General features: G+C 59.0%; 19 protein-coding genes. 8 read left to right on the top strand and 11 right to left on the bottom strand.

The genetic code is table 11. The features are described 5' to 3' along the window. Positions 1-198 precede the first annotated feature (198 nt). The 4 genes from greA to eno all read right to left on the bottom strand — a co-directional run bounded on the left by greA (position 199) and on the right by eno (position 3,083). Positions 199-675, bottom strand: coding sequence for a transcription elongation factor GreA (gene greA / locus K227x_RS21910; RefSeq protein ID WP_145172923.1), 477 nt, complete (start codon positions 673-675; stop codon positions 199-201). A 258-nt stretch (positions 676-933) separates the two neighbouring features. Beyond that, positions 934-1,122: a DUF1289 domain-containing protein gene (locus tag K227x_RS31630; RefSeq protein WP_145172921.1), complete on the bottom strand. Its 189-nt coding sequence runs from the start codon at positions 1,120-1,122 to the stop codon at positions 934-936. A gap of 12 nt (positions 1,123-1,134) precedes the next feature. After that, complete coding sequence (locus tag K227x_RS21900) at positions 1,135-1,698, bottom strand: hypothetical protein (RefSeq protein WP_145172919.1); 564 nt, start codon at positions 1,696-1,698, stop codon at positions 1,135-1,137. A gap of 101 nt (positions 1,699-1,799) precedes the next feature. Further along, complete coding sequence (gene eno, locus K227x_RS21895; protein ID WP_145172916.1) at positions 1,800-3,083, bottom strand: phosphopyruvate hydratase; 1,284 nt, start codon at positions 3,081-3,083, stop codon at positions 1,800-1,802. Between the two features lie 166 nt (positions 3,084-3,249). Between eno and K227x_RS21890 the strand changes: the two genes are divergently transcribed. Continuing rightward, positions 3,250-3,846 carry a riboflavin synthase gene (locus tag K227x_RS21890; protein ID WP_145178271.1) on the top strand — a complete coding sequence of 199 codons (597 nt, stop codon included), beginning with the start codon at positions 3,250-3,252 and terminating at the stop codon, positions 3,844-3,846. 151 nt (positions 3,847-3,997) lie between these two features. Next, a complete protein-coding gene (gene rsmA, locus K227x_RS21885; RefSeq protein ID WP_145178269.1) occupies positions 3,998-4,912 on the top strand; it encodes a 16S rRNA (adenine(1518)-N(6)/adenine(1519)-N(6))-dimethyltransferase RsmA in 915 nt (304 codons plus the stop codon). Positions 4,913-4,970: 58 nt separating this feature from the next. On the opposite strand, the gene K227x_RS21880 is transcribed toward rsmA, so the two are convergent. The 5 genes from K227x_RS21880 to K227x_RS21860 form a co-directional block, all read right to left on the bottom strand. Beyond that, entirely contained in the window at positions 4,971-6,233 is a 1,263-nt protein-coding gene (locus K227x_RS21880; protein ID WP_145172914.1) for a 3-keto-disaccharide hydrolase, read from the bottom strand. 178 nt (positions 6,234-6,411) lie between these two features. Then, a complete protein-coding gene (locus K227x_RS21875) occupies positions 6,412-7,695 on the bottom strand; it encodes a 6-phosphofructokinase (protein WP_145172912.1) in 1,284 nt (427 codons plus the stop codon). Positions 7,696-8,334: 639 nt separating this feature from the next. Continuing rightward, positions 8,335-9,495 carry a DegT/DnrJ/EryC1/StrS family aminotransferase gene (locus tag K227x_RS21870; protein WP_145172910.1) on the bottom strand — a complete coding sequence of 387 codons (1,161 nt, stop codon included), beginning with the start codon at positions 9,493-9,495 and terminating at the stop codon, positions 8,335-8,337. A gap of 166 nt (positions 9,496-9,661) precedes the next feature. Continuing rightward, a complete protein-coding gene (locus tag K227x_RS21865) occupies positions 9,662-10,780 on the bottom strand; it encodes a succinylglutamate desuccinylase/aspartoacylase family protein (protein ID WP_145172908.1) in 1,119 nt (372 codons plus the stop codon). Positions 10,781-10,844: 64 nt separating this feature from the next. Next, on the bottom strand, positions 10,845-12,113 hold the full coding sequence (locus K227x_RS21860) for a CCA tRNA nucleotidyltransferase (RefSeq protein WP_246146031.1): 1,269 nt from the start codon (positions 12,111-12,113) through the stop codon (positions 10,845-10,847). 380 nt (positions 12,114-12,493) lie between these two features. On the opposite strand from K227x_RS21860, the gene K227x_RS21855 reads away from it, so the two are divergent. From K227x_RS21855 to fhcD, 4 genes are all read left to right on the top strand, one after another. Beyond that, positions 12,494-12,940, top strand: coding sequence for an NUDIX hydrolase (locus tag K227x_RS21855; RefSeq protein ID WP_145172906.1), 447 nt, complete (start codon positions 12,494-12,496; stop codon positions 12,938-12,940). Positions 12,941-13,778: 838 nt separating this feature from the next. Further along, a complete protein-coding gene (locus tag K227x_RS21850; RefSeq protein WP_145172904.1) occupies positions 13,779-15,284 on the top strand; it encodes a rhamnulokinase in 1,506 nt (501 codons plus the stop codon). Between the two features lie 200 nt (positions 15,285-15,484). Beyond that, a complete protein-coding gene (locus tag K227x_RS21845; protein ID WP_145172902.1) occupies positions 15,485-16,087 on the top strand; it encodes a 5-formyltetrahydrofolate cyclo-ligase in 603 nt (200 codons plus the stop codon). Positions 16,088-16,089: 2 nt separating this feature from the next. Next, positions 16,090-16,995 carry a formylmethanofuran--tetrahydromethanopterin N-formyltransferase gene (gene fhcD / locus K227x_RS21840; RefSeq protein ID WP_145172900.1) on the top strand — a complete coding sequence of 302 codons (906 nt, stop codon included), beginning with the start codon at positions 16,090-16,092 and terminating at the stop codon, positions 16,993-16,995. Positions 16,996-17,185: 190 nt separating this feature from the next. Here the strand turns inward: fhcD and der are convergent, their stop codons facing one another. Further along, positions 17,186-18,520 carry a ribosome biogenesis GTPase Der gene (der, locus tag K227x_RS21835; protein ID WP_145172898.1) on the bottom strand — a complete coding sequence of 445 codons (1,335 nt, stop codon included), beginning with the start codon at positions 18,518-18,520 and terminating at the stop codon, positions 17,186-17,188. 132 nt (positions 18,521-18,652) lie between these two features. Between der and K227x_RS21830 the strand changes: the two genes are divergently transcribed. Both K227x_RS21830 and K227x_RS21825 read left to right on the top strand, forming a co-directional pair. Then, a complete protein-coding gene (locus tag K227x_RS21830) occupies positions 18,653-19,672 on the top strand; it encodes a uracil-DNA glycosylase (RefSeq protein ID WP_145172896.1) in 1,020 nt (339 codons plus the stop codon). A 182-nt stretch (positions 19,673-19,854) separates the two neighbouring features. Further along, positions 19,855-21,423, top strand: coding sequence for a Mur ligase family protein (locus K227x_RS21825; protein ID WP_218933439.1), 1,569 nt, complete (start codon positions 19,855-19,857; stop codon positions 21,421-21,423). A 751-nt stretch (positions 21,424-22,174) separates the two neighbouring features. Here K227x_RS21825 and K227x_RS21820 read toward each other — a convergent pair. Beyond that, on the bottom strand, positions 22,175-23,773 hold the full coding sequence (locus K227x_RS21820) for a BBP7 family outer membrane beta-barrel protein (protein WP_218933438.1): 1,599 nt from the start codon (positions 23,771-23,773) through the stop codon (positions 22,175-22,177). Positions 23,774-23,969 lie beyond the last annotated feature (196 nt).

Below are 23,969 nucleotides of genomic sequence, written 5' to 3'. Positions count from 1 at the left end.
GCTCTGACACGCCCTCGGTTGAATCGATCGACGGGCCCATTGGGCCGCGTCACCCGAATGCGGCAACAGCGAACGATGTTGGCCGCCTGCGCGGTGGGCCTGATTGCCGCCGCGCAGGTGCGTGTCTTGAACGTGCCCGACACATCGCGATTGGCAATCACGGATCACCAGGGATGGGTGGGGCAAATCGAAATGGAATCAGTCCAAGAATTCGATCTTCAGAATTTTGAACTTCAGTTTGCCTGCTGGCACATCGACTTCGGCTGTTTCACCAACCTTCTTGCCGATCAGGCCTCGGCCGAACGGGCTGGTGACGAGGATCTTGCCAGCGTTCACATCGTCTTCGCCGGCGCCGACCAGGGTGAACTGTTCTTCGTCGCCGTAAGCCACATCTTCGACCGTGACGGTACATCCGAAGACGACTTCGTCCTTGGGCAGCGTCGATCGGTCGATGATAGATGCGCGAGCGATTTTGTCGCGATGCTGAGCGATTTTAGCGGCGATCATGCCCTGGTTTTCGCGCTGGGCATGGTACTCGGCGTTCTCTTTCAAGTCGCCTTCTTCCCTCGCCTCGGCGATCTTCTCCGTGCAAATGTTCATCTCCTTTTCCAGACGCTCGATCTCGGCTTTGATTTTGTTGTAGCCGGCGCGTGTCATGGGTACCGAATCGATCATGGCACCAATCCTTTTTTTTGAACTACTTGCTTGCGCAACAGGGGGTTAGCAATTTGCCTCGGGCAAAAAAAGAAACCTTTCCCGGTGCGGGGAAAGGTTTCCAAATATGCGGGCAGCCGAGTCGGTCGACGCTCGGACTGATCCAACATTGTCGCCGGTGGCCGGTCACGTGTAAAGAGCGGCCAAGGCAGACTGTGGTTCACTAGGTTGAACCGGGCGACCACGGGGATTGCGTCCGTGCCGCGTTTTTTACGGCTGTTACCCCGGTTGGGTTTGATCGCCGCGAGCGATGGCTCGTCGATTGACGATCTGGCGCTGGTCGTCGGTCAGGCCTGAATAGGTGGCGATTTCGTCCAGGGTACGATGGCAGCCGGCGCACACGCCTGTGTGGTCGATCTTGCAAATTTGGATGCAGGGGGATACTGACGGATCCGATTCGCTATTCAAGGTGTACCCCGGTCACTTGGTCGTGAACTGGTCGGTGTATTGATCTGGGCCGCCGACAACCGGCGAATGCCGATACTGAGTGACTTTCCAGTGGTCGTTTTCCTTTTGAAGTCGCAATTCCAATCGGCGGACGACGCGAATGTTTTTCACGCCACCTCGCTTGGTGCTGACGTCCACCTTGACCGACATGTCTACATCGGCTTCGGGGGGGAACGTGCCTTCGATCACTTCGATGGACCGGATCTTGTTGACCGACGCCATCGTGAATTCGAACTGCGGCAGTTCGCGCCGAGCCATCGCTTCGGCCTCGTCATCACCAATCAATTGGTAAACGGTTTCGAAGTCATTCCGCTCGATGGCTGCTGCGGTATCGCGAATCAGCCGTTCGATCTGTTCGCGATCGGTTTCCCAATTGGACGCCACAACGAAGGCAACGGGAACCAATCCAAGGCAGACCAATCCGATCAGCGCCGCTGCCTTCTTTCCGGTTTGCAGCCATCCAAAAATCAACGCTCCGCCTAGCAGCCCTAAAGCAATCGCAACCATCCAGGGCTGCTCGGCAATCATGGTGGTCATGGGGACAGGCCGCTGGTGACTGGTGAAGAAAATTCAAGATGTTCAAACGCGTCGTGCATTCTACACGACGCCATCCGTCACCGGTTGCCTGCCCAAGCGGACTACTTCATCTTGGCGGCGAACATTGGGCCACCGTATTGGGCGGTGTCACCCAACATTTCTTCGATGCGAAGCAGTTGGTTGTACTTGGCCATTCGGTCACTTCGGCTAGCCGATCCGGTCTTGATTTGGCCAGTCGACATCGCCACGGCCAGGTCGGCGATGGTCGAGTCTTCGGTTTCGCCACTGCGGTGGCTGCTGATCGAAGTGTAGTTGTTGCGATGTGCCAATTGGATCGCATCAATGGTTTCGGTCAGGGTGCCGATTTGGTTGACCTTGATCAGGATGCTGTTGGCGATCCCTTCGGTGATCCCACGTTGCAGACGTTCGACGTTGGTGACGAACAAGTCGTCGCCGACCAGTTGAACCTTGTCGCCGATCTTGTCGGTCAGTTTCTTCCAGGTGTCCCAGTCGTCTTCATCGCAACCATCTTCGATGCTGCAGATGGGGTACTTGTTGCACCAGTCGGCTAGGAAGTCGACCATTTCGCCGCCCGACAGATCGTTGCCGTCGATTTTGTACTTGCCGGTGTCCTTGGTGTAGAACTCGGTGGAGGCAGCATCTAGCGCGATCCAAACTTGTTCACCAGCTTTGTAGCCGGCCTTTTCGATGGCCGTCATGATGACGTCCAATGCTTCTTGGTTGCTCTTCAAGTCGGGTGCGAATCCACCTTCGTCACCGACCGAAGTGTTGTAGCCTTTGTCGGACAGCACTTTCTTGAGGTTGTGGAATACTTCGGTGCCGCAACGTAGTGCGTCGCTGAAACGTTCAAAGCCCAATGGCATCACCATGAACTCTTGGATGTCGACATTGTTGTCGGCGTGTTCGCCACCGTTGATGATGTTCATCATGGGGGCTGGCAACATGCGTGCGCCAGCACCGCCAAGGTAGCGGTAAAGGGGTTGACCGGTGCAGGACGCAGCGGCGTGTGCGGTGGCCAGGGAAACGCCCAAGATGGCGTTGGCGCCCAGGTTCTTCTTGTTCGGGGTTCCGTCCATTTCGATCATCGCAGCATCGATGCCGGCTTGGTCGGTCGCGTCCATGCCTTCCAATGCTTCGGCGATCGTTTCGTTGACGTTGTTGACCGCCTTGGTCACGCCTTTGCCCATGAACACGGACTTGTCGCCGTCACGCAGTTCCCATGCTTCGTGCATCCCGGTGCTGGCACCGCTGGGCACTGCAGCGCGGCCGTGCGAACCGTCCGACAACAGTACTTCGCATTCAATCGTTGGGTTGCCGCGGCTGTCGAGGATTTGACGTGCGTGGATTGCTTCGATCAGAGTCATGGAAACGGTCTCGTGAAAGATTGAAAGGGTGCTAGGATGGTTCATTCTGCGGTCGGCATTTTGCAGCATCCGAGCGAAACTGACCAGCCCGCGAACGGGGACCGCCGATGTCGATCGCCCCGGTTCCCGGCTCTATCCCCCCAGTCTTCCAACTCCACCGCCCGCTATGTTTACCGGACTCGTCGAAGCTATCGGCACGATCGTTTGCGTCACCCCGCAGGATCCTGGCAAACGCTTGACCGTTGCAGCCGGGTTAGTGGCCCAGGATGCCGCCATTGGCGATAGTATCTGTGTCAACGGCTGCTGCCTGACCGTCGTCGCGATCGATGGGGCCAACCTGGATTTCGAAGCCGGTGCGGAAACACTTTCTCGCACCAATTTGGGGGAACTGGATCAGGGCAGCAGCGTCAATTTGGAGCGATCGCTGGCCGCCGGCGACCGTTTGGGCGGCCATTATGTGTCGGGCCACGTCGATGCGGTCGGTCAACTGATCCGGCGAATCGACGATCCACCCTGGGCCAATCTGTGGTTCAGCATCCCCCGCCAATTTGCGTCTCAGGTGGCGCCCAAGGGCAGCATCGCGATCGATGGCATCAGTTTGACGGTGGTCGAAGTGACCGACGATTCCTTTTCGGTGGCCCTAATTCCCCATACGTTGGACGCCACCACCCTGGGGAAACGCCAGGTCGGCGACGAAGTGAACTTGGAAACCGACTTGCTGGCCAAATATGTCGAAAGATCGCTGGCGCAGCGACAATCGTAGTCTGTCGAGATGGAACCTGGGCCACACGCGTGTTCGAGTTCTGATTCGTGGCAAACCACGCCGAAACCACCTCAGCAGCCGTCCCGATGTTGGTTACCATGGCGATTCTGCCTGCTGTAACCTGGTTCCCGAAGCCTGTATCCTGACCTTTATGTCCAACCAGCCACGTCAAACCGCTACTTATCTTTCCAAGCGACTCGCCGCTGCCGGCCTGCGGCCGGTGTCCCGTTTCGGTCAGAATTTCTTGATCGACCTGAACCTGGTCGACTTGATCGCCCGATCCGCCGAAATCCGAAAGGACGACGTCGTCTTGGAAATTGGCACGGGCGTGGGATCGTTGACGTCTCGGCTTAGCGACCAAGCCGGAGCGGTGCTGACTGTCGAAATCGACAACAACCTGCACCAAATGGCCAGCGAAGAATTGGCCGGCCGACCCAATGTCAAGCTGATCCACGGCGACGCGCTGAAGAACAAAAACACGCTGCGTCCCGAAATCATGGAGAATGTTCGCGATGCAAAGTCGCGGCTAGGCGAAAATTCGCGGTTCCTGCTGGTTTCCAACCTGCCCTACAACGTGGCCACCCCGATCATCAGCAACCTGCTGCACGAAACGCCCACGCCGGACGTGATCGTGGTCACGATCCAAAAAGAAATGGGCGACCGAATCGTGGCCGAACCCGGGTCGAAGGACTACGGCGCCCTCAGCGTTTGGGTCCAATCGATCTGCGATGCCGAGATTATCCGGATCCTGCCGCCCACGGTGTTTTGGCCTCGCCCGAAAGTTCACTCGGCCATCATCCGGCTGGACCACCGGCCAGAACGGCGAGCCTCCTTTGCCGACCTGGATCACTTCCACGCGACGGTTCGATCCCTGTTTTTCCACCGCCGCAAATTCTTGCGATCGGTCGTCATCAGCGCGATGAAAGGACGTCTGGATAAACCGCAAGTCGACGCGGTGCTGCAGCAGCAGGGCCACGGCGAAACCGCTCGGGCCGAAGAATTGAATCTGACTCAGATCCAGCAACTGGCCGAAGCCCTGCGGCTAGCCGAAATCGCAGCTTCGTAGTCCAGTCAAACGATGACGCCCTTTACTGTGTGGCTGTTGTCCGCCGCGGCAGGTGCGGTTACTTGGCTTCGTCCGACACAGGCGAATTCAGTTCAACGTCCTGCGACTTGGCGTCGGATTCAGGTTTGGCTTCGGCAGCTTTCTTTTCGGACTCGGCTTTCTTGTCCGCTTCGGCCTGTTTCGCTGCCTCGGCTTTCTTCTTAGCCGCAGCGTCGGCCTTCGCTTTCGCTTCTGCCTTTGCCATCACCTTGGCGTCCTCGGCCTTCTTTTTCATCGCTGCCAAGTCTTCTTCGGTCGGCTGGATCGGGAAATCGACCATCGTCATGCCACGGTCGATCGCCCACACGTTTCGGAATCGAACGGGATCGCCGTGATCCTGCATGCGGATCGGCAGCAACATCGGTGCTTCGTCCTTGCCGGCCCCGGTCGGGCCTGGCAGCGCCACGTTGTCTTGGACCTTCACGCCGTTGACCCACGATGTGACGTGAGCGTCACGGATCTTGGTCCCATCGGATGCCCAGCGTGCAGCGGTGAATTGAATGTCATACGTTTGCCACTGCAGCGGTGGCAGGCACATGTTGACGTCTGGTTTTTTGAATCGGTACAGGGCGCCACAGCCGTTGAAGACCGCGTCTTGAGCGAACGAATCCAGCACTTGGCACTCATAGCGGCTCTGCAAATACAACCCGCTATTGGCTCGCGATTGGTCGGATGCTTCGGGCATGTAGGGGAGTTTGAACTCGACATGCAGATTGAAGTCGGTGAACATCGGACGCACATCGGCACCCTGCATCAACAACCCATCGTCGGTCATCTGGGCATTGGAAAACTGTTCCGTGTTCGTGCCGTCAAACAGGACCAAGGCATCCTTGGGCGGGGCGGCATGCATGGTCGGGCTGACCCGTTGGACGCGATCCAATTTGCCAAGCTTGTTGCCCTCGTGATCGACTAGGGTGCAGGCATCCTTGGAAACAAAGATTGCCCATGGACCACCGGACAAAATGACCATCTCGCCACTGCGACGACCGATCAACTTCATCGATTCGCCGCTGACGCCGTCTTGTCCGGGCAGTCCGCCGGTGAAGGACATCGCGTCGAAGTTGTCGCCGCCGATCGGTCGGATCTGCAGTCCAAGCACTTCGGTGGCGTCGCCGACGGTGATTTCGCCTGAAAACTCACCCAGCAGCGGGTAGTTGGCGTCGTCGGCTGGGGCAGCGGTGTACGCCGGTCCTTTGCCGTTTTTCTTGGCTGGCGGGTCGGCGGCTACCGAAAAACCAGCAAATGTCACTGCGGAAAGCAGAGCCAGAGAATGTCGAAGCATGTTCAGATCACAGAGGCGGGGTCGAGCGGGGGAGAGGAGAACAGCGGTCCATTCTAATCACCCACCACACTCGGACAAATCGCTGCAGGCCCTCGGAATCGAATATTTCGAATCCGAATGCCCGCTGTGTGTCCAAATCTCAGCTGATCGGCGCTCATTTCAGCCGATCACGCTGGTTTCAACTGTCGACGCAGGTTTCAAGGAACCGAGCCAAGCGATGGAAATCGCTCTTGGTTTCGATGAACCGAACCTTGGTGACCAGGGTCTTTGGATCGACCAATTCTTCGAAAGGGACATAATGCAAGTTGAATTGGCCGGAAACCGAAACCATCACGCCGTTCAATTTTTCTTCGACCAACGCACGGTAGGCTCCAACGCCCAACTGCGATCCTAGCATCACGTCGTAGGCGTGCGGCGGTGCGCAACGGGCTTCGTAACCCATTTGCAGACCGTTGACCTTGCGAGTCTTGCCGGTGCGATCGGTGTATCGCTGGGCCAGCATTCCCGACATCATCGACGACAAGTGAATCGAAGCGATGTTGATGTGACCGTGGTCATCGCGACTGACGCCTTCCAGGTATTTCGACGGCAGGAATTCAGCCATTCCCTCGGCCACCACAATCGTGCCGTACTGACGCCCTTCGCGTTCGCGAGCCAGCATCATGTCGACCATTTTGTCGATCACGCGGTCCATCGCCATCACCTTGCGGGTGGCCCCGGTTTCGGCGTTGACGACTTCCTCTTCCGCCAGGCTGCCGGTGATGTCTTCGACCGACAATACCATCGATGCTTCGCCTGCGATCGCCGCACCGTAAGCCAACCATCCGGCGCTGCGTCCCATCGCTTCGCACAAGAAATACGCCCGCCCGGCAGCGGCGTCGTAGTTCAGGTTGCGAATTTCTTCGGCCAGGGTTTCGACGGCGGTGAAGAACCCGAACGTGAAATCGATTCCCGAATAATCGTTGTCGATCGTCTTTGGCAAGTGGATGACAGGGAAGCGACGTGCGCCTTCGGGCAGGTTGTCCTGGAACATCTTGATCTTGTTGGCCGTCTTCAGCGTGTCGTCGCCGCCGATCGAAATCAACGCATCGACTTCCAGCGAACACAGGCCTTCGTAGACGCGGCGAAGCGGCGCGACCAGTTCCGGATCTTTCAGGTGCTCCGGTGCACTGACGTGTTTTCCAGGGTTGGTGCGAGCGGTGCCGATCATGATTCCGCGACTGCAACGAGCGTTGGTCAGCGTGTCATGAGTGAAGCGGATGTAGTCGGTGCCCTCCTGCAGCGGTCCTGCGGCGGTGTACTCGGCCAGCCGGCTGTAGCCATGCTTGATGCCAAAGACCTGAGCCCCCTCTTCCAGAAAAGAGAAAGCGGCCGTCGAGATGACAGCGTTGGCGGCCGGTGCCGGTCCACCGGCAAACAGGATCGCGACGCGTTTGATATCGAAGTTTGGTGAGTCAGGCATATCGGCAAGGGATCAAAAGGGTGACAGAAGATTCATTCACGCAGCCCGTGATGATGAGGGACGCATTTTAGGGGCCAGCCGCGTTTCCCGAAAGGATCCCGCAACAGCGGGAAACCAGCCGCTAGAGTCACTTTAGGGGAGATAGGCAGCGAGGCGGACCGTGCTGAGCCCGTCTGGGCTGCCTGTGGCAGAACGAGGACGGTCCGATTCGGCCGTGGACTTCTGCCCGTTCGGATTACGAAATGGCGGCGAATGATTCGCCGAAAACGCGTCTGGGGGAACCGGAGGCGGCGTAACACGCTGGCTGCGATCTACCCCGCTGGAAATCCGATTGCCCGGCATCCTGGGCCCGTCCTGGCAGGCTGGGCCGAATGACCGCGGTCAACTCGGCTGCCAACGCCGCCGTCGCCGAAGCGATCTTTCGTGGCGGCGGATCGGTTTGCAGATCCCGGTATCAGGATCGCAGCGGTAACGGGTCCGCCCGCGGTTCGGTCTGGCTGGATCGCCAGACTCTCGTCGCATCAGACCGCCTACCTCTGGCCGGACATCGCCGGCCAGGGAGCCGTTCTAGGAATCGGGACACGCACGCGTCGCGAGTGGATGGATCGATCCCGGCATGCCGCGATCGATCCGCTTGGCCTAGGCCACCATTCGCGATTTTGCGGCATAAAACTTGACGACCGTGTCGACCACTCGGCGTTGTTCCGATTCGGTCAGGCCGGGGAAGATCGGCAAGTTCAGCACTTCGGCACAGGCTCGGTTGGTTTCCACCAAGCTGGAATCGTCGAAGTTCAGATCGCGATAGCACTCTTGTTTGTGAACAGGGATCGGGTAATAGATCTCGCTGCCGACGTTGTTCTCCGACAGATGGGATCGCAAATCATCGCGGCGGCCGCCAGGAATGCGAAGTGCGTACTGGTTCCACACGTGGAAGGACGCGGGATCCTGGTACGGCAACACCATCTGGTCGTCGTTGGCCAAACCGGCTTCGGTGAACCAGCGGCTATATCGCGATGCGATGGTTTGACGCGACTCGACCGCTTCGGGCAGATGACGCAACTTGACACGTAGCACGGCGGCTTGGAACGTGTCCAATCGACTGTTGATGCCCACCACCTTGTGGTAGTAACGCGGTCGCATGCCGTGGCCGGCGAACAAGCGCAGTCGGTCGGCGGTCGCCGGATCCTGCGCCGTCAACATGCCACCGTCACCCATGCCGCCAAGGTTCTTGGTCGGGTAAAAGCTGAAACAGCCCACCGCACCCCAGCTGCCTGCCGGGCGGGAATGGTAAGCGGCGCCGATCGCCTGAGCAGCGTCTTCGACGACGGCCACATCATGCGAGCAAGCGATTTGGCAGATGCGGTCGATTTCGGCACATTGACCGAACAGGTAGACCGGAATGATCGCTTTGGTCTTGCTAGTGATCGCTGCTTCGATCTTTTCGGCATCCATATTGAAGGTGTCGGGCCGAATGTCGACAAACACCGGCGTCGCCCCAAGTCGGGTGATGCAGCTGACCGATGCAAAGAACGTAAAGCTTGGCACGATCACTTCGTCGCCAGGCCCGATGTTCAATGCCATCAAAGCCAAAAGCAGCGCGTCGCTGCCCGAGGCACAGCCGATTGCGTTGTCGACTTCGCTATACGCAGCGACCTCGTTTTCGAGCTCCACCACGTCGGGGCCGAACAGGAAACGGCCGCTATCGACGACACCGGTCAGGGCGTCGATGAACTCGTCTCGATAGGGAAGATTGTCGCGATTAACGTCAAGAAGTGGAACGTTTTGAGCGGAATTGGCCATGCGTGCAACCTTCCTTGGTTGGGCTGATGGGCTGGGTCGCAACAGTGCGTCGGGCACTGTTGTCAGGTTCACCATGAATTAACCGGGGTGGCTCTGACCCGTCAAGATCACTCCGCAGGGCGTTTCGACGCAGGCGCGCATACTCCGGTGGCGATCGCGGCGACGTCTATTCCGTTTGGTCGGTGGGCTCGGTCACTTGGATATTGGTCGCCAAGTGTTCGTGCGCGGTTCGCTGGACGTCGTCGCCTGCGACTTGGCGGGCGTGACGGCGGACCGATTTTGCGTTGGCCAAGCGGCCCACGTGCACCACCGGTTCGCCCGGTTGGACGGCTGGCAGGGTGGTCATTCCGATCACGATTCCCGAAAAGGGAGTCTCCAGCCGGTTTTGGTCCTCGGCCAACAGGCTGCTGTTGGTGGCGATGGCCTGTCCCTTTTGGACGCTATCGCCCGGTGCGACGTGCATCGACATGAACCCGCCCCGTTCGGCGCGAAGCCACTTGGTTTCGCGGATCATGACTTGCGAATCGGGCAGATCCGGTTCCCCCTGCATCATGTCCAGTTCTTTCAGGACGTTGAAGATTCCGCGGCTCATGCACTCGGCGACGGATGATTCGACTTTCCAGACTTCGCCGCCCTCGACAACGATGGTGACGCACCCAGCCTTGGTGGCTTCGCGGCGCAGCGACCCTTTGGGCCCACTGCCGTGCAGCAGGATGCCCGTCCCAAACGCTTCGGCGATGCGCAGGCTTTCGGGGCTATCCAAGTTCGCTCGCACGTTCGGAAAGTTGGTCCGGCGGACCGCGGCGGTGTGCAAATCAACGCCGTAGTCGCAACGTTTGACGATCGCATCAAAGATCACTTTTGCAAGTCGCGACGCCATGCTGCCGTCCTTGCTGCCGGGGAAACAGCGGTTCAGGTCACGTCGGTCGGGCAGGTAACGCGAATGGCGTTCAAACCCCAGCACGTTCAGCACCGGGATCATCAACAAGGTGCCCGCGTCCAGTTTCCAGCTGTCGTCCCCCAAAATCGTCCGAATCGCGCCGGTTCCGTTCAATTCGTCGCCGTGCAGGGCTGCCGATACAAAGACCTTGGGGCCAGGCTGCATTCCGCGAAACACTCGCAGCGGAATGACCACCGTCCGGCCGCTATAGCTTTCGGTGATCTCCAATTCCGTGCTGACCGATTGCCCCGGTAAAACATCGTGTCCGAACCATCTTTCGGCTTCCTGGTGGGGCGCTGGACTGATGGCTTGATCTTGACTTGGATTGTCCTCGGAGCGATTCATGCTGATCGGCTGGATGGGAAGGAGGTCAACGAAACGCCCGAGTATGGTCCGGGTCGCCTACCCATCAGATTAGCGTCGCCGCGGCGATTGCGTCATTCCGGTTCGATATTTTGCCATCCAACTGCTGGTTTCGAATCTGTTGCAGAATGACCCGGTACTTGGGACCGGCCGGGATCCCCAGCGCACGCAGGTCGTCACCGGTTAGCAGCGGCGGCGGATCTAATGCATCCGCGGGCAGCCCCAATGACCGGACTGCCGATTCGATTCCCGACGATCCAAGCTGTTCCGGCGATCCCGTCTGGTTCGACGATCGCACCATCGCCCGAGCGACTGCCAATATCGCATCCACGTCGCGATCGACCAGCGCCGGTTGGACCGTCGAAAACGGCAGCTGATCGGCCTGGGCGATCGTACGCCAATTCGCAATCGCCGCCGACACAGCACGGACTTCCTGGTTCGACAGTTTCCAGCGATTGGTGATCGATCGCAAACCGGCCTCCGGTGCATCGGTGTGCAATAGCACCGTGGCCAGCACGGTCACAGCCGTGGGGGGCTGCAGTTCGGTCAAACAATCTGCCAGCGCGGCGAGGTCCAGTCCATTGATTTCGGGCATCACGGCATCCCCGAGTCCACAGTCCACCAAGCGGGTCAAGCCTTCGGCAGCAGACGGCGATGCAAGCACACGCCGCATTTCAGCCCCAATCCGCTCGCCGCTGACCACCGAAATCTGATCAGCATGAACGTGGATCGCATCGCGGGTGGCGGCGTCAATCTGGAATGCCAAAGCGGTGGCAAACCGAACAGCCCGAAGCATCCGCAACTTGTCTTCGCCGAAACGTTTGGCTGGGTCGCCAATCGTTCGCAAAGTCCCGCGTCGTAAATCCGCTTGACCGCCGACAAAGTCGATCACCTGGCCGATCGCAGGATCGTAGAACAACCCGTTGATGGTGAAGTCGCGCCGCTTTGCGTCGTCTTCGGCGTTCCCAAAGTGCACCGAATCCGGCCGGCGTCCATCGCTATAATCGCCATCACTTCGGAAGGTCGCTACTTCGGTAGGTTCAACTTTGGTGTCGGCCGATCGATCTTCGCGCGGCGGCAGCACACCGATCACTCCGAACGACGCACCAAACGCCAGCGTTCGGCGTTTGCCAAACACATCACGCACCGCATCCGGCGTGGCATCGGTCGCGACGTCATAGTCCTTGGGCGATTTGCCCAGCAAGGCATCACGGACGCAGCCGCCCGCCAGCATGGCGACAAACCCGGCATCGCTTAGCGCACGGATGATCCGCAACGCCTCGGACGCCCGGGAATCATCGGAAAACGAAAACAAGTCAGAATTGCTGATCGAACCATCCAAAGTGAAAGGCCAAGCCGATTGCCCCCATGGGGCAAGCCAACCGTTGTCCCACAAACAAACTCCGCTGCGTCCACATCGTGGCAGCCGTTCGGATTCGTTCCCATCGATCCAGTGAACCCTATCGACCGTTGGTGCGAATTGAACGGCAGTGATTCGAAGGGGCGTATCGGCGGGAACTAAACGGGGCTGGCTAACGCACCTTAACCTACAACGAACCCGGCCCATGAATCGATGCCCCGAATCGGGACCCCGAATCGATACTCCGAATCGGGACCCCGAATCGATACTCTGGGCGTCGGACTTTGCCGGCGCTGCGATTGTGAATCCGACCCGCTTCGATTAAAAGCACGCTTATGAATCATCCTGACCCATCTTTACCAGCCAACGGCAGCCTCGGAAAAAAGCGTGGCGTTGTCGGCGTGATTTTTCGCGAAGAAAAACTACTGATCATTCGCCGATCAAAGAAGGTCACGGCGCCCGGGAAGCTATGCCTTCCCGGCGGAACGGTCGAACCTGGCGAAAGCGAACAGGAAACCTTGGTTCGCGAGATGCAAGAAGAGTTGGCGATCGATGTCGATCCGGTTCGCCTGTGCTGGCGAAGCGTGACGCCCTGGGGCACGAGGCTGGCGTGGTGGCTTGCCCGGCTAGACCATTCAGTCACGCCGGTGCCATTCTTGGATGAAGTCGAAGAGTACTTCTGGATGCAGCCAGACGAACTGCGAAGAGCCAAAGGTGTCCTGCCCAGCCTGCCCGCGTTTGTAGCCGCCTGGGAACGAGGCGAGTTCGACCTGAACCACTAGCATGGACCACGCGTTGAGTGTCACCCATCGGTAGGGTTCGACGGCAGCGACCTGCGAGCGTCCGCGACCGGGTACTCCATGTACCCGGCCCGTGAGGTTTCGAGCGATTGAGTGGTCCGACCGAGGTCGATCCACCGCTTCGACGAATGTCAGCCCGTGGCCGCAAGCTGACCGCGTTAACCTCACGCAAGGCGAACTCGCGGAGTCGTTTCGACTAGGCAAGCTGAGACCGATCCCCCAAAAGGGAGGCCGCGAGCATCCTAGCGTAAAATGAATGCTGTCAAGGACTTGCATTCAATCTTTAGCGGAATATTTGGTTCTCGAGCGGGTGACGTTTTCGCTTCGGCGTCGCCGTCTCGGTAGCGTTAGATTACGCCCTGGCCGTGGACGGTCAACTGCAGAATCTGTCTTTTGCTGGTCCGCCCGATCGACTTCCGACAGTAAAGCCTTGTAAGTTCCCAAGTTACATAGCTTTCTGGTTTTTCGACCCGGCCGACCGACACAGGACACCCTGGCCCGTCGACGATAGCAATCCTGCGCCTCGGATGGGGGGTGTCGCGTGTCAGGGGGCGGTTCGGGATCGGGGCGGGGTCGCAAGCCACCCGAGGGGACCTTGCCGGTTTTTCGGGACTCCCGCCCTGCCGTTAACGATCCCCGGCTTCTTGTTTCCTCAATGTCTGGCCGCCTCTGGCGAAGTCCGATACGCTGGCATTCCACCGAATTCAGCCATCGCCCCCAATTCCGCTATCTGCCGCAGACTGCCTGGGTGTCGCCCGCCGCCGCGATTTTCTCCCCCCGCGCAGTTCCCCACTTGTGACGCCCATTGTCGAGTCCCCCCATGACTGCATCCACTTACCATCCGAACGCAAGTCCCGCCTATCTGGCCGTCGATCTGGGGGCGTCCAGCGGGCGTGTGATCGCCGGTGTACTGATTGACGGCAAGCTGACTCTGGAGGCGGTTCACCGATTTGCCAACGATCCGGTGCGAGTTCAAGACTCGTTGCAGTGGGACCTGATCGGTCTGTGGAAAGAAATCCAAACCGGGCTTCGCATCGCCGCCAACAAGTATTCGGATGTGCAATCGGTCGGCGTCGACAGCTGGGGCGTCGACTATGTGTTGATCGATCGGAACGGACAGTTCGCCGGATCGATGTTCAACTATCGCGACAACCGGACTCAGGGGATGCTTGAGAAATCGTTCCAGATCGTTCCTCGTCGCGAGATCTTCGCGGCCACCGGTTTGCAGTTCATGCAGATCAACACTTTGTACCAGTTGCTGGCGGCGAAGCTGGCTGATGACCCGGCACTGCAGGTTGCCGAGCGGTTCCTGATGATCGGCGACTTCTTTCACTGGCTGCTTTCGGGCAAGGCGAGCAACGAGATTACCAATGTCTCGACATCCCAGTTGTTGGATCCGCGTGCCGGGGATTGGAGCCGAACGCTGATCGATCGCTTCGGATTGCCGTCCAAGTTGTTCGGCCGATTGACTCCGCCCGGCACCGACCTGGGGCCTGTCCAGCCATCGGTGGCCGAGGTCACTGGACTGCATGATGTGCCGGTCATCGTGCCGGCCACTCACGATACAGCATCCGCCGTGCTTGCTGTTCCCGCCGAAGATTTCGCACCCGCCAAACCCGATTGGTGTTACATCAGCAGCGGCACGTGGTCGTTGATGGGATGTGAATTGAATCAGCCGATGATCACGGACCGCTGTGCCGAATTGAATTTCACGAACGAAACCGGTGTCGGCGGCAGCACTCGATTGCTGAAGAACATTGGTGGGCTGTGGATTTTCCAGCAGATCCGCCAATCGATGATTCGTCGTGGCAAAGAGGTGTCATGGGACGACATGGTCCAGCAGGCCAAGGCCGCCCCTGCGTTCAGTCTGTTGATCGATCCCGATGCCGCCGATTTTGTCGCGCCAACCGACATGGTCGACGCGATCGTGGCCTACGCCAAACGGACTGGGCAGCCCGAGCCAACATCCGATGGCGTGTTCTATCGCGGCGCTCTCGAAGGGTTGGCGATTCGCTATCGCGTTTGTTTGGGCATGTTGGAATCGATGCTGGGGCACCCGCTGAAAACCATTCACATCGTCGGCGGCGGCGCGGTCAACGCGTTGCTATGTCAAATGACCGCCGATGCCTGTGATCGGAACGTGATCGCCGGCCCGGTGGAGGCGACCGCGATCGGAAACGTGCTGATGCAGATGATTGGCCTCGGCAAACTGGATTCGTTTGACGATGCCCGACAATTGGTTCGTGCCAGCTTCGAACCGGAACATTACCAGCCGACGGACAGCGAAGCCTGGACCGAACCGGCACAGCGAGCTCAGCTTTGGTAGCGGGATTCGCCAGAATTCCCTGCTGCGCCGGACTTCTGGCGAAAAAGCTACGACGTCACCGATCCAATCGCCACCCCCGTGTCCTCTGGCAGGCAGGCTTCCGGAATGAACGGATGCGGTTCTGCCGCTGCTGTCACCGTCACCAATATGCCTCTCCACTTGCCAACCACTCCTCTTGGAACCATCAGGGCTTGTCCATCATGACTTCAGATCCCTTCGCTGATCGCAAGAACGAAATCCGCAAAGCGGCGCACGCCGCCCGCAAAGACCAGGCTGACAAAGACGGTCTCAGCAAGCGGATCACCGACCGCGTGATGGGGCTGCCCGAATACCAAGCTGCCAAGTGTGTGATGTGGTACGTCGATGTCCGCGACGAAGCCCGCACTCGGCACGCGTTGCCCGCTGCGGTCGCAGGCGACCAACAGATCGTGATCCCGTACTGCGTCGATGGCGAACTAGAACTGTTCCTGTTGGAATCGATGGATGAACTGGAGGTCGGGATGTACAAGATCCTGGAACCGCGGGCCGACCTTCGCGAGGTTGCGTCCAAGCGTGTGGACGTCAAAGACTTGGACCTGATTCTGGTCCCCGGAGTCACCTTTGATGCCGAGGGTGGACGCACCGGACATGGCAAAGGGTACTACGACAAGCTGCTGGAAAATGCTCGCCCCGAAACGCCGCTGATCGCGTTGGCTTTCGAATGCCAGATGTTCGACCAGATCCCGATGCACGATCACGACATCTACATGGACCAAGTGATTACCGAAACACAGGCGTACCAAGGCAAGGGACGAAAGGCATAGTCATGGCGGAACTAAGCGAACTGGTCGAAGACACCTACGCCGAGGGCTTCCGCAGCATCTATGGCGAAGTGCTGATCACCGCGCGCGATGAAAAATGGTTGCGCCACTGTGTCCATGCGGTCACCGGGCATGCGTCCAGCACGATTCTGTGCGACTGCGAAGCGGGCGTGTCCCGGTGGGTCGATCCCAGCGAGACCCCGGATGGACGAATCGGCGCGATTGTTCAATTCCACGTCCCTCGATTCGTCAAGAATCGCCAGCGCCATCTGGAAAAAGTGATGCTAGCCCGGCTCAGCCAGAACGTGCTGACGTGTCCGACGACTGCTCTGTTCAACACGCTGGACACCGAAGACTATTTCAAGCTAGGTCGCAAGATTGCGTTGTTCGGCGACCGCTACCAGTTTCGCGACACGCGGTTTGGCGTTCGCGGTTGGGTCGTCCCCACCTTGGGCGGCGAATTCTTCCTGTCTCGCCGATTCGGATTTCGGGACGGGGTGATGGGCGGAAACCTATGGTTCTTTGGCCCCGACGAATCCACGGCGTTGGCCGCCGCCGAAGCCGCTTCACAAGCGGCCGAGGCAACCCCGGATGTGATCACCACGTTTCCCGGCGGTGTCGCCGCCAGCGGGTCCAAGGCTGGCAGCAGCTACGACTTTTTGATCGCGGCAACCTATGCCGAGTTCTGTCCCACGTTGAAGTCGAAACTTGGCGACCGATCCAAGGTGCCCGAGGGCGTCAACAGCATCATGGAGATCATCGTCAACGGGCGCGACCTAGAATCGCTTCAAAACGCAACGCGAAACGCGATCCATGCAGCCGCCGAGATCCCTGGACTGATCCGAATCAGCGCCGGCAACTACGGCGGACGGCTGGGCAAAACGTTCGTGCATCTGCACGAACTGATCTAGGTACGCCCAACTCGATTCCCAAATTTCCGTAGCAAAAGTCGCCAAGACTTTCGGCCAACCATTTCCGTAGCGAAAGTCGCCAAGACTTTCGGCCAACCATTTCCGTTTCCGTAGCGAAAGTCGCCAAGACTTTCGGCCAACCATTTCCATCTCCGTAGCGAAAGTCGTCAAGACTTTCGGCCAACCTGCTTTAAGCGTCAGGGCCTTCGTCGTTGCGGTGCCGTTTGTGCAGGTACATCTTGATCGGCACTTCGCCAAACTTCAGGTGATCTCGCAACACGCCCATCAGGTAGCGTTGGTAATCGTTGCCGATCGCCTTGGGTTCGTTGCACACCAACACGATCGTCGGCGGCTGGGTGGCCACCTGCGTCGCGTAATAAATCTTGGGGCGACGGTTCTGGTACAGCGGCGGAATGTGGGCGTCGACGGCCGCACGAATGACGCGGTTCAACTGACCGGTTGACGCTCGTTCGCAGGACTGTTTGAACAACATTTGTGCGTGATTCAGCAGTGCTTTGACGTTCTTGCCGGTTTGCCCGGTGATGAACGCGATCGGCGCGTAGGCCAACGTCGGGAACTGTCCCCGCAGGTATCGCACCCAGCGGTCGGTTGGCACGGTGCCGTGCAACTGGTCCCACTTGTTGATGACGAAGATGCATGGTTTGTGATTTTCCATCACATAGCCAAGCAATTGCTTGTCAACTTTGCTGACCGTTTCGGTAGCGTCAAAGAACATCAGCACGACGTCGGCTCGGCGAACGCTGCGCTGCGCCCGGTGCATGCCGTAGTATTCCAGGTCCGTCCGCTGGCTCTTTCGCTTTCGCAACCCAGGGGTATCAATCGCCATGAACGTTTGACCGTCCATTTCGAAGCGAACATCGACACTGTCGCGAGTCGTGCCGGGCACTTCGCTGGTGATCATCCGGTCGGATTCAGCCAAGGTGTTGACGAATGTGCTTTTGCCCACGTTTCGGCGACCGACGATGGTCACCTTCATCTGGGATTCGGCTTGGATCGCACCGTCGGATTCGGGCAATCGGTCAACGATCAGGTCCAGCAGGTCATCGCGGTGCCGGTTCTGGGTCGTGCTGACCTGGATCATGTGACCGCGGCCCAGCTTGTGGAATTCTTCCGCCTGGACATCTTGGTGCGGTTGGTCGGCCTTGTTGCAAACCAGGATCACCGGTCGTTCGATGCCTCGCAGCCGTTCGACGACTTCTTCGTCCAATGGCATCAGTCCGGTTTGAACGTCGACTACCAACACGATGACGTCGGCTGCGTTGATCGCCAGTTCGATTTGGCGACGCACGTCGGCGGTCAGATCGTCATCGTCGACGATGCCCATTCCGCCGGTGTCGACCAGTTCAAAGAACCGTTCCCCGTGCTCGATCAGCGTCATCATTCGGTCGCGAGTCACACCGGCGTGATCGTCCACGATGGCCAGACGGCGGCGAGCCAACCAATTGAACAGGCTGCTTTTGCCGACATTGGGGCGACCGACGATAGCGACTTGTGGGACAGGCATGGGAACGACGCAGGACCAAGCGGAGCAAAGGGACGGCAAAAACGGATGCCAGAAGCTCACCAGAGTAAGCAGAACGAGCCATTTCAGACAGGCCTGGTAACCGGAGATTTCACCGCTGGGTACACTTCATGCATGCCAACCAACGCCCCCACCACCGCCCAGTCCGATGCCGCGGCGCCGGACACCACGATTTTGGACCCGCATCAGATCCACAGCCAGGCTGCGGCGCTGGCCGCCCACCTGCAGCGTGCCGGCGTGGCGTTCCTGCCGCAAACCGACCCGGCAACCGCGGATGAAATGGCGGCCTGGTTCCTGCCTGCCGAAGACCCCCAACCGGCGTCCCAGGCGGATGTCCCGCAAGTGGCTAGCCCCCAGGCAGGCACGCCCCACGACGGGCAATCGCAGGCCGCATCCCAGCAATCCCCGGTCACCGGAAAAAACGCTCAAACGCCTGCCCCAGCGTCGAATCCCGCCGCACCCGCCAGTCCCGCCGCACCCGCCAGCCCCGCGGCACGGCCACGGCGTTCGGACCCGGTCCCCGCGTTCACATCCATCGAAGGCCCCTATCCAGGGGTTTTGTTGCCGATCGCCGATCGCCAATCTCGCTTGGATGAATTGGCTGCTGACGTCGCCGCGTGCACCGAGTGCAAAATTCTGTCCGATTGCCGAACGCAGACCGTTTTTGGCGAAGGTAGCGTGGCGCCAAGGTTCGTCTTCTTTGGCGAAGGCCCCGGAGCGGACGAGGATCGTAGCGGGCGTCCGTTCGTCGGCAAGGCCGGTCAATTGCTGACCAAAATGATCCAGGCCTGCAAATTCCGGCGGGAAGATGCCTATATCTTGAACACGGTGAAGTGCCGACCGCCGGGAAATCGCAACCCGGACGTCGAAGAAATCGCCAACTGCCGCACCTATTACGAACAACAGCTGACCATTTTGCGACCCGAATACATCGTCTGCCTGGGCGCGATCAGTGCTCAGGAACTGATGAAAACCAAGCTGTCGGTGGGCCGATTACGCGGCAAAATTCATCAATACATGGAAAGCAAAGTGTTGGTCACCTATCACCCGGCATACCTGCTGCGGAACCCGGCGGCCAAGAAGGCGGCATGGGATGACCTGCAATTGATGATGCGCGACGCGGGACTGCTGTAACGACCTCTGGCGAGGCGATGTCCGCCTGATTCGGCAAAAATCTTCGTCGAATTTTTCTCGCAATTCGCCGCTTTCTTAGCAATGGCGTGCATTTTTTCCTATTGACCACGGTTCGGCGATGGGAACAATCACGCACAGCGGTGGGGCAAGGAATGCTCTTACCGACGACGGTGGAACTCGTCGTGAAACCAATTTTGTCGATGTGCAGGGAGGCCATCATGCGTCACGGGATCGATCAAGCCCTTACCAAAGCGACCCAAGCGACTCCATACAGTCGTGGTGATGTTGATTCATCAGTTTCGCTTCGCAAGGCTCTTCCGGCGGCCCGCTTCACCACCACTGGTGACATCTTGGCCGATTCAATCGCAGCCTCGGTCGAACAGGCCAAGCGTGGCGATTTGGTCGTCTACCGCATCGGCAAAGATGACCCTGCCCGTCTGGTCGCACAGGCCATGGCTCGCGGTGCAGGCGGCATTCTGACCGAACAACTACTGCCCTGCCCGGTGCCTCAGTGCATCGTCGGTGACATCGAATTGGCGATGGCCGCGATCGCCGCAGAACAGCTCGGCCGCCCCGACCAAAAACTGTTGACGATCGGCGTGATCGGTTCGGCAGGCAAGACCACCACATCGTTGTTGCTGTCGACACTGCTGAAGTCCAGCGGCGTGCGAGTCGGTTTTCAAACCGACTTGGGCGTCAACGACGGAGTCGTGCAGACCACTGCACCGGAGTCGCTGATCAGTGGATCGTCGTTGATCCAGTGGTTGGGGGATGCTGCGGATGCGGGATCGCAGGCCGCCGTGATGGAATTGTCCGACGAACTTGCCCGATATGGGCACTACGACGAAATCGAATTCGACATGGTCGTGGTCACCGGATCCGCAATTGGCGCCGGCGACTTCGGACCATCGGGACTGCAATGCGTGTTGGAACGATTGGCCGCCGATGGCGTCGTGATCGCTCCCGCGGACGATCCCCGCGCCATGAAGTTGATCGAAGAACAGGACGTGCGAACGGTCACCTACGGGGTTCGGAAAGCCGCCGATGTGACGGCCAAGATCATTGACCAGTCCTGCGGCATGACGACTTTGTTGGTGACATATGACGACACCACCGCAGTGATGGAAACCAGCCTCTGTGGCGGTGCGATGGCAGCCAACCATGCCGCCGCGGTATTGGTCGGATTGCTGTTGGATCAACCGCTTCACGAAGCGGTCGAAAAGGTCAGCACGCTACGATCCGTGCCAGGTCGCGGACAGCGACTCTCTCGCTATGGCCACGCTTCGATCGTCCTGGATCTGGGCGGTACGCCTGACCGTGTGGCTGCATCGCTGCGAACGTTCCGCTCCGGAAAGGGTGCTGGACGACTGTGGGTGATCCAAGCAATCGATGGCGGCGAACAACCCGAAATCCTGGCTCGATACGGTCACTTGATCGAACGATTCGCAGACAAAGCGATTGTGACTTCATTGCCGTCGTCACGCGAAAACTTCCTGGCCGCTTCGCACGCAGTCTTGGACGGCGTCGAAAAGTGTGCGTCGATGCGGTTGGTCGCAGACCGTACACGAGCGATCCAGTGGGCGATGAACTCCTCGGGCCCCAATGATACGATTCTGGTCATCACCGGTGATCGATACCAGACCGCGATGTCGGCTAGAACCGATCTGCAGAACCTGGAAGCGATGATCGAAAAGCAGTGGGACAAGGCCGACGCAGCCGATCCCAAGCCCGCCCTGAAGATCGTCGGCTAATCGACAACGCCCGATTTTTAAAAGGCGTCAGGCAAGCAGGCGTGCCCGTAAGGTAGCTCGTCACGAAGCCCGTAGAGAAGCCCGTAGAGACGCCCGTAGCGAAGCTCGCCAAGAGCTTCGGCCAAGCTATACGTCGGCCAGGCTACCGGGAGGGCCGAAACTCTTGGCGAGTCTCGCTACCGGGATTTTCGGACGCCTTGGCAGGTGTCGATGGACTCGGATTTCCGAGTCGCATCATGGGCCCCTGGCGACGCTAGGATCGCCCATCTTTAAGCCCGTTAACAATCTGTCGATTTCGTGAGCCGCGACGCGTCCGCGGCCGGGAATCCCCCGTGCCTTCACGGCCAGCGGCTCCCCGTTGTGTCGTGGGTTCGGTTCGGTCACCAGGCTGCTAGCGTCTGGATGGTAGTTGGGTTGACGCTGCGATTGCCGGATCTGCGTCGCTTCGCTCCTTGATCCGGCCTACTTTGCTTCGGCCAAGCCGGGAGGGCCGAAACTCTTGGCGAGTCTCGCTACCGAGATTGCTACCGGGATTGTTACCGGGATTGTTACCGGGATTTTCGGCCTGGGCGGATGGGCGAATCGCTTGTTGAGCGGTTGATTTGTGGGGTCGATGGTGTGGGCTGCCAACGAAAAAAGCTCGGAGGAAGAATCCCCCGAGCTTTGTTTCGTTGACGTTCGCGTGTTGCGACTCCGAAGCGGTGTTCCGGACTGCTTTGAAGAGTCGGAGCCGCCGGACGAACCTTGCCGCTTAGAAGTCGATCGCAAATCCCAAGTCGATGCCGTGCACCCACAAGCTGGAATCTTCGAAGTCGACCAGCGTGTTGCTGCCGGCTCCGGTGCCGATGTCTGTGGTGCCACTGACGTTGCGGTTGATGGCATCGCTAGCCAAGGCGACGTTGTCGAAGTACAGGAAGCTGTATCCGACGGTCAGCTTGACGTTGGGGCGGAAAGCATAAGCCAGTTTGAAGTTGGCTTCCGGTGCGAAAGCGAACACGCTTCGATCGGTGCTGAATTGATTGCCCGCCGTCAGGACGCCGCCCGAACCTGAGGTCAAAGGACCAGCAGGGATTTGGCGAGTGTAGTCACCGGCTGCTGAGACGCGTTGGTCCATGTTGCCCAAGTGAACCTTGGTCAACGATTGGACGGTCCAACGACCACGGTGCATGACCATGTCGAAGCCCAGTTGTCCACCATTGAACTCGTTTTCGGCGTTGAACCGATCACTGAAAGTTCGTCGGGTGCCGGCGGGGTTGCCACCGTTGATGACCGAGTTGACCGACAGGCTGTTGATCGACAGGCTGTCGTCGATTTCGAAGTGCGAGTAGCCGCCGATGAAATCAAGCGTGCAGTTCTTGCCGCTGCCGAAACGCAGTCGAGCGTAGGCTTCTGCACCCAGGATATCAAGCTCGCTGACCGCTTCGATGTTGCCTTGGAAGATGCCGTCTTGGGCGACCAACAAAGCGTCTTCACCGACGAATCCGGCCGCTGTGTTGAAGTACGATCGGCCGACCGATTGATCGTTGCCGGTACCGGCGTAGCTGAAACTGTCGCCGCTTTCGTCCAGAATCCAGAACCGACCGCCGACACCAACGTTGTCACCGAGCCAGAAGCCGGCGTCTGCTCGCAAGCCGACCGATAGTTCGTTTTCGCCAGCTCCACCAAACAGGGTCCGGGACGAAGGTTCGTCTAGGGTTGGTAGAGTGCCGGCATCCGATCCCAAAATCAAAGGAACGGTATCGCGTGGTTGGCTGAACCACAGCAGGGTTTCGAACGAAGCCCATGCGTTGCTGTCACAACGATCGAACAGCTTGGCCATTCGCTTGGAAGTGCCGCAGGATCCGCTGCCGCATCCGCCGCCACAACTGGTCGAACCGCAACCGCAGTCGCCCATCATCATTTCGACACCACATCCGCCGCCACAGCTGCCATCGCCGCAACCACAGTCGCTGGAGATGTAGCTACCGCCACCGTGGTAGGACGCTGGTTGCATTTGCGATGCAGCGACCGGGGTGTGAGCGGTTGCGTGAGCCGGATGGGCCGACGTCTGTCGGGACGCAATCCGGCTGGCCATTGCCCGTTGAGGGGCTCGGGTCATCACCGATTGCTCGGCGTGACCGACTGGGGCGACTTCCCCATCGTTGTAAGAAGTGTTGTCGAAGTACGCGTCGGCGTCATTTTCTTCGACCGCTGAGTAATCTTCGGCATACACGGCGTCGTCATCGAAGTAAGCGTCTTCGCCATATCCGGGAAGATCTCCTACGATAGAGGTGCCATTATCTGCCATCACCATGCTAGAACCTGAAAGCAACATTGCTGTCAGAGCCAGCCTTTGAATTTTCGTTTTCATAAAACGTCTCGTACAGTCCGGGAACACTGATTGACTGGTATAAGACGATCGACCGAATTCACCGGCACATGCAGATCCGCCGGAAGAGCCGGAACAGCTCGACCAAACTACCCAATTTGACGGCCTGGCCCAGCAAGGTTTACCTAGCATCCCAAAATCATGCAGTAGAATGATGTTTCACGCCCGATAGGGACCC

The sequence above is a fragment of the Rubripirellula lacrimiformis genome (genome assembly GCF_007741535.1).
In the GTDB taxonomy this organism is placed as follows: domain Bacteria; phylum Planctomycetota; class Planctomycetia; order Pirellulales; family Pirellulaceae; genus Rubripirellula; species Rubripirellula lacrimiformis.
Note: the sequence above shows the minus strand (reverse complement) of the source record. Positions and strands in the feature narration are given on the sequence as shown.

Bases quoted from the DNA above. Each gene is read 5' to 3' on its own strand.
- greA (WP_145172923.1), bottom strand. From the start codon at position 675: ATGATCGATTCGGTACCCATGACACGCGCCGGCTACAACAAAATCAAA.
- K227x_RS21900 (WP_145172919.1), bottom strand. From the start codon at position 1,698: ATGACCACCATGATTGCCGAGCAGCCCTGGATGGTTGCGATTGCTTTA.
- eno (WP_145172916.1), bottom strand. From the start codon at position 3,083: ATGACTCTGATCGAAGCAATCCACGCACGTCAAATCCTCGACAGCCGC.
- K227x_RS21890 (WP_145178271.1), top strand. From the start codon at position 3,250: ATGTTTACCGGACTCGTCGAAGCTATCGGCACGATCGTTTGCGTCACC.
- rsmA (WP_145178269.1), top strand. From the start codon at position 3,998: ATGTCCAACCAGCCACGTCAAACCGCTACTTATCTTTCCAAGCGACTC.
- K227x_RS21880 (WP_145172914.1), bottom strand. From the start codon at position 6,233: ATGCTTCGACATTCTCTGGCTCTGCTTTCCGCAGTGACATTTGCTGGT.
- K227x_RS21875 (WP_145172912.1), bottom strand. From the start codon at position 7,695: ATGCCTGACTCACCAAACTTCGATATCAAACGCGTCGCGATCCTGTTT.
- K227x_RS21870 (WP_145172910.1), bottom strand. From the start codon at position 9,495: ATGGCCAATTCCGCTCAAAACGTTCCACTTCTTGACGTTAATCGCGAC.
- K227x_RS21865 (WP_145172908.1), bottom strand. From the start codon at position 10,780: ATGAATCGCTCCGAGGACAATCCAAGTCAAGATCAAGCCATCAGTCCA.
- K227x_RS21855 (WP_145172906.1), top strand. From the start codon at position 12,494: ATGAATCATCCTGACCCATCTTTACCAGCCAACGGCAGCCTCGGAAAA.
- K227x_RS21850 (WP_145172904.1), top strand. From the start codon at position 13,779: ATGACTGCATCCACTTACCATCCGAACGCAAGTCCCGCCTATCTGGCC.
- K227x_RS21845 (WP_145172902.1), top strand. From the start codon at position 15,485: ATGACTTCAGATCCCTTCGCTGATCGCAAGAACGAAATCCGCAAAGCG.
- fhcD (WP_145172900.1), top strand. From the start codon at position 16,090: ATGGCGGAACTAAGCGAACTGGTCGAAGACACCTACGCCGAGGGCTTC.
- der (WP_145172898.1), bottom strand. From the start codon at position 18,520: ATGCCTGTCCCACAAGTCGCTATCGTCGGTCGCCCCAATGTCGGCAAA.
- K227x_RS21830 (WP_145172896.1), top strand. From the start codon at position 18,653: ATGCCAACCAACGCCCCCACCACCGCCCAGTCCGATGCCGCGGCGCCG.
- K227x_RS21820 (WP_218933438.1), bottom strand. From the start codon at position 23,773: ATGAAAACGAAAATTCAAAGGCTGGCTCTGACAGCAATGTTGCTTTCA.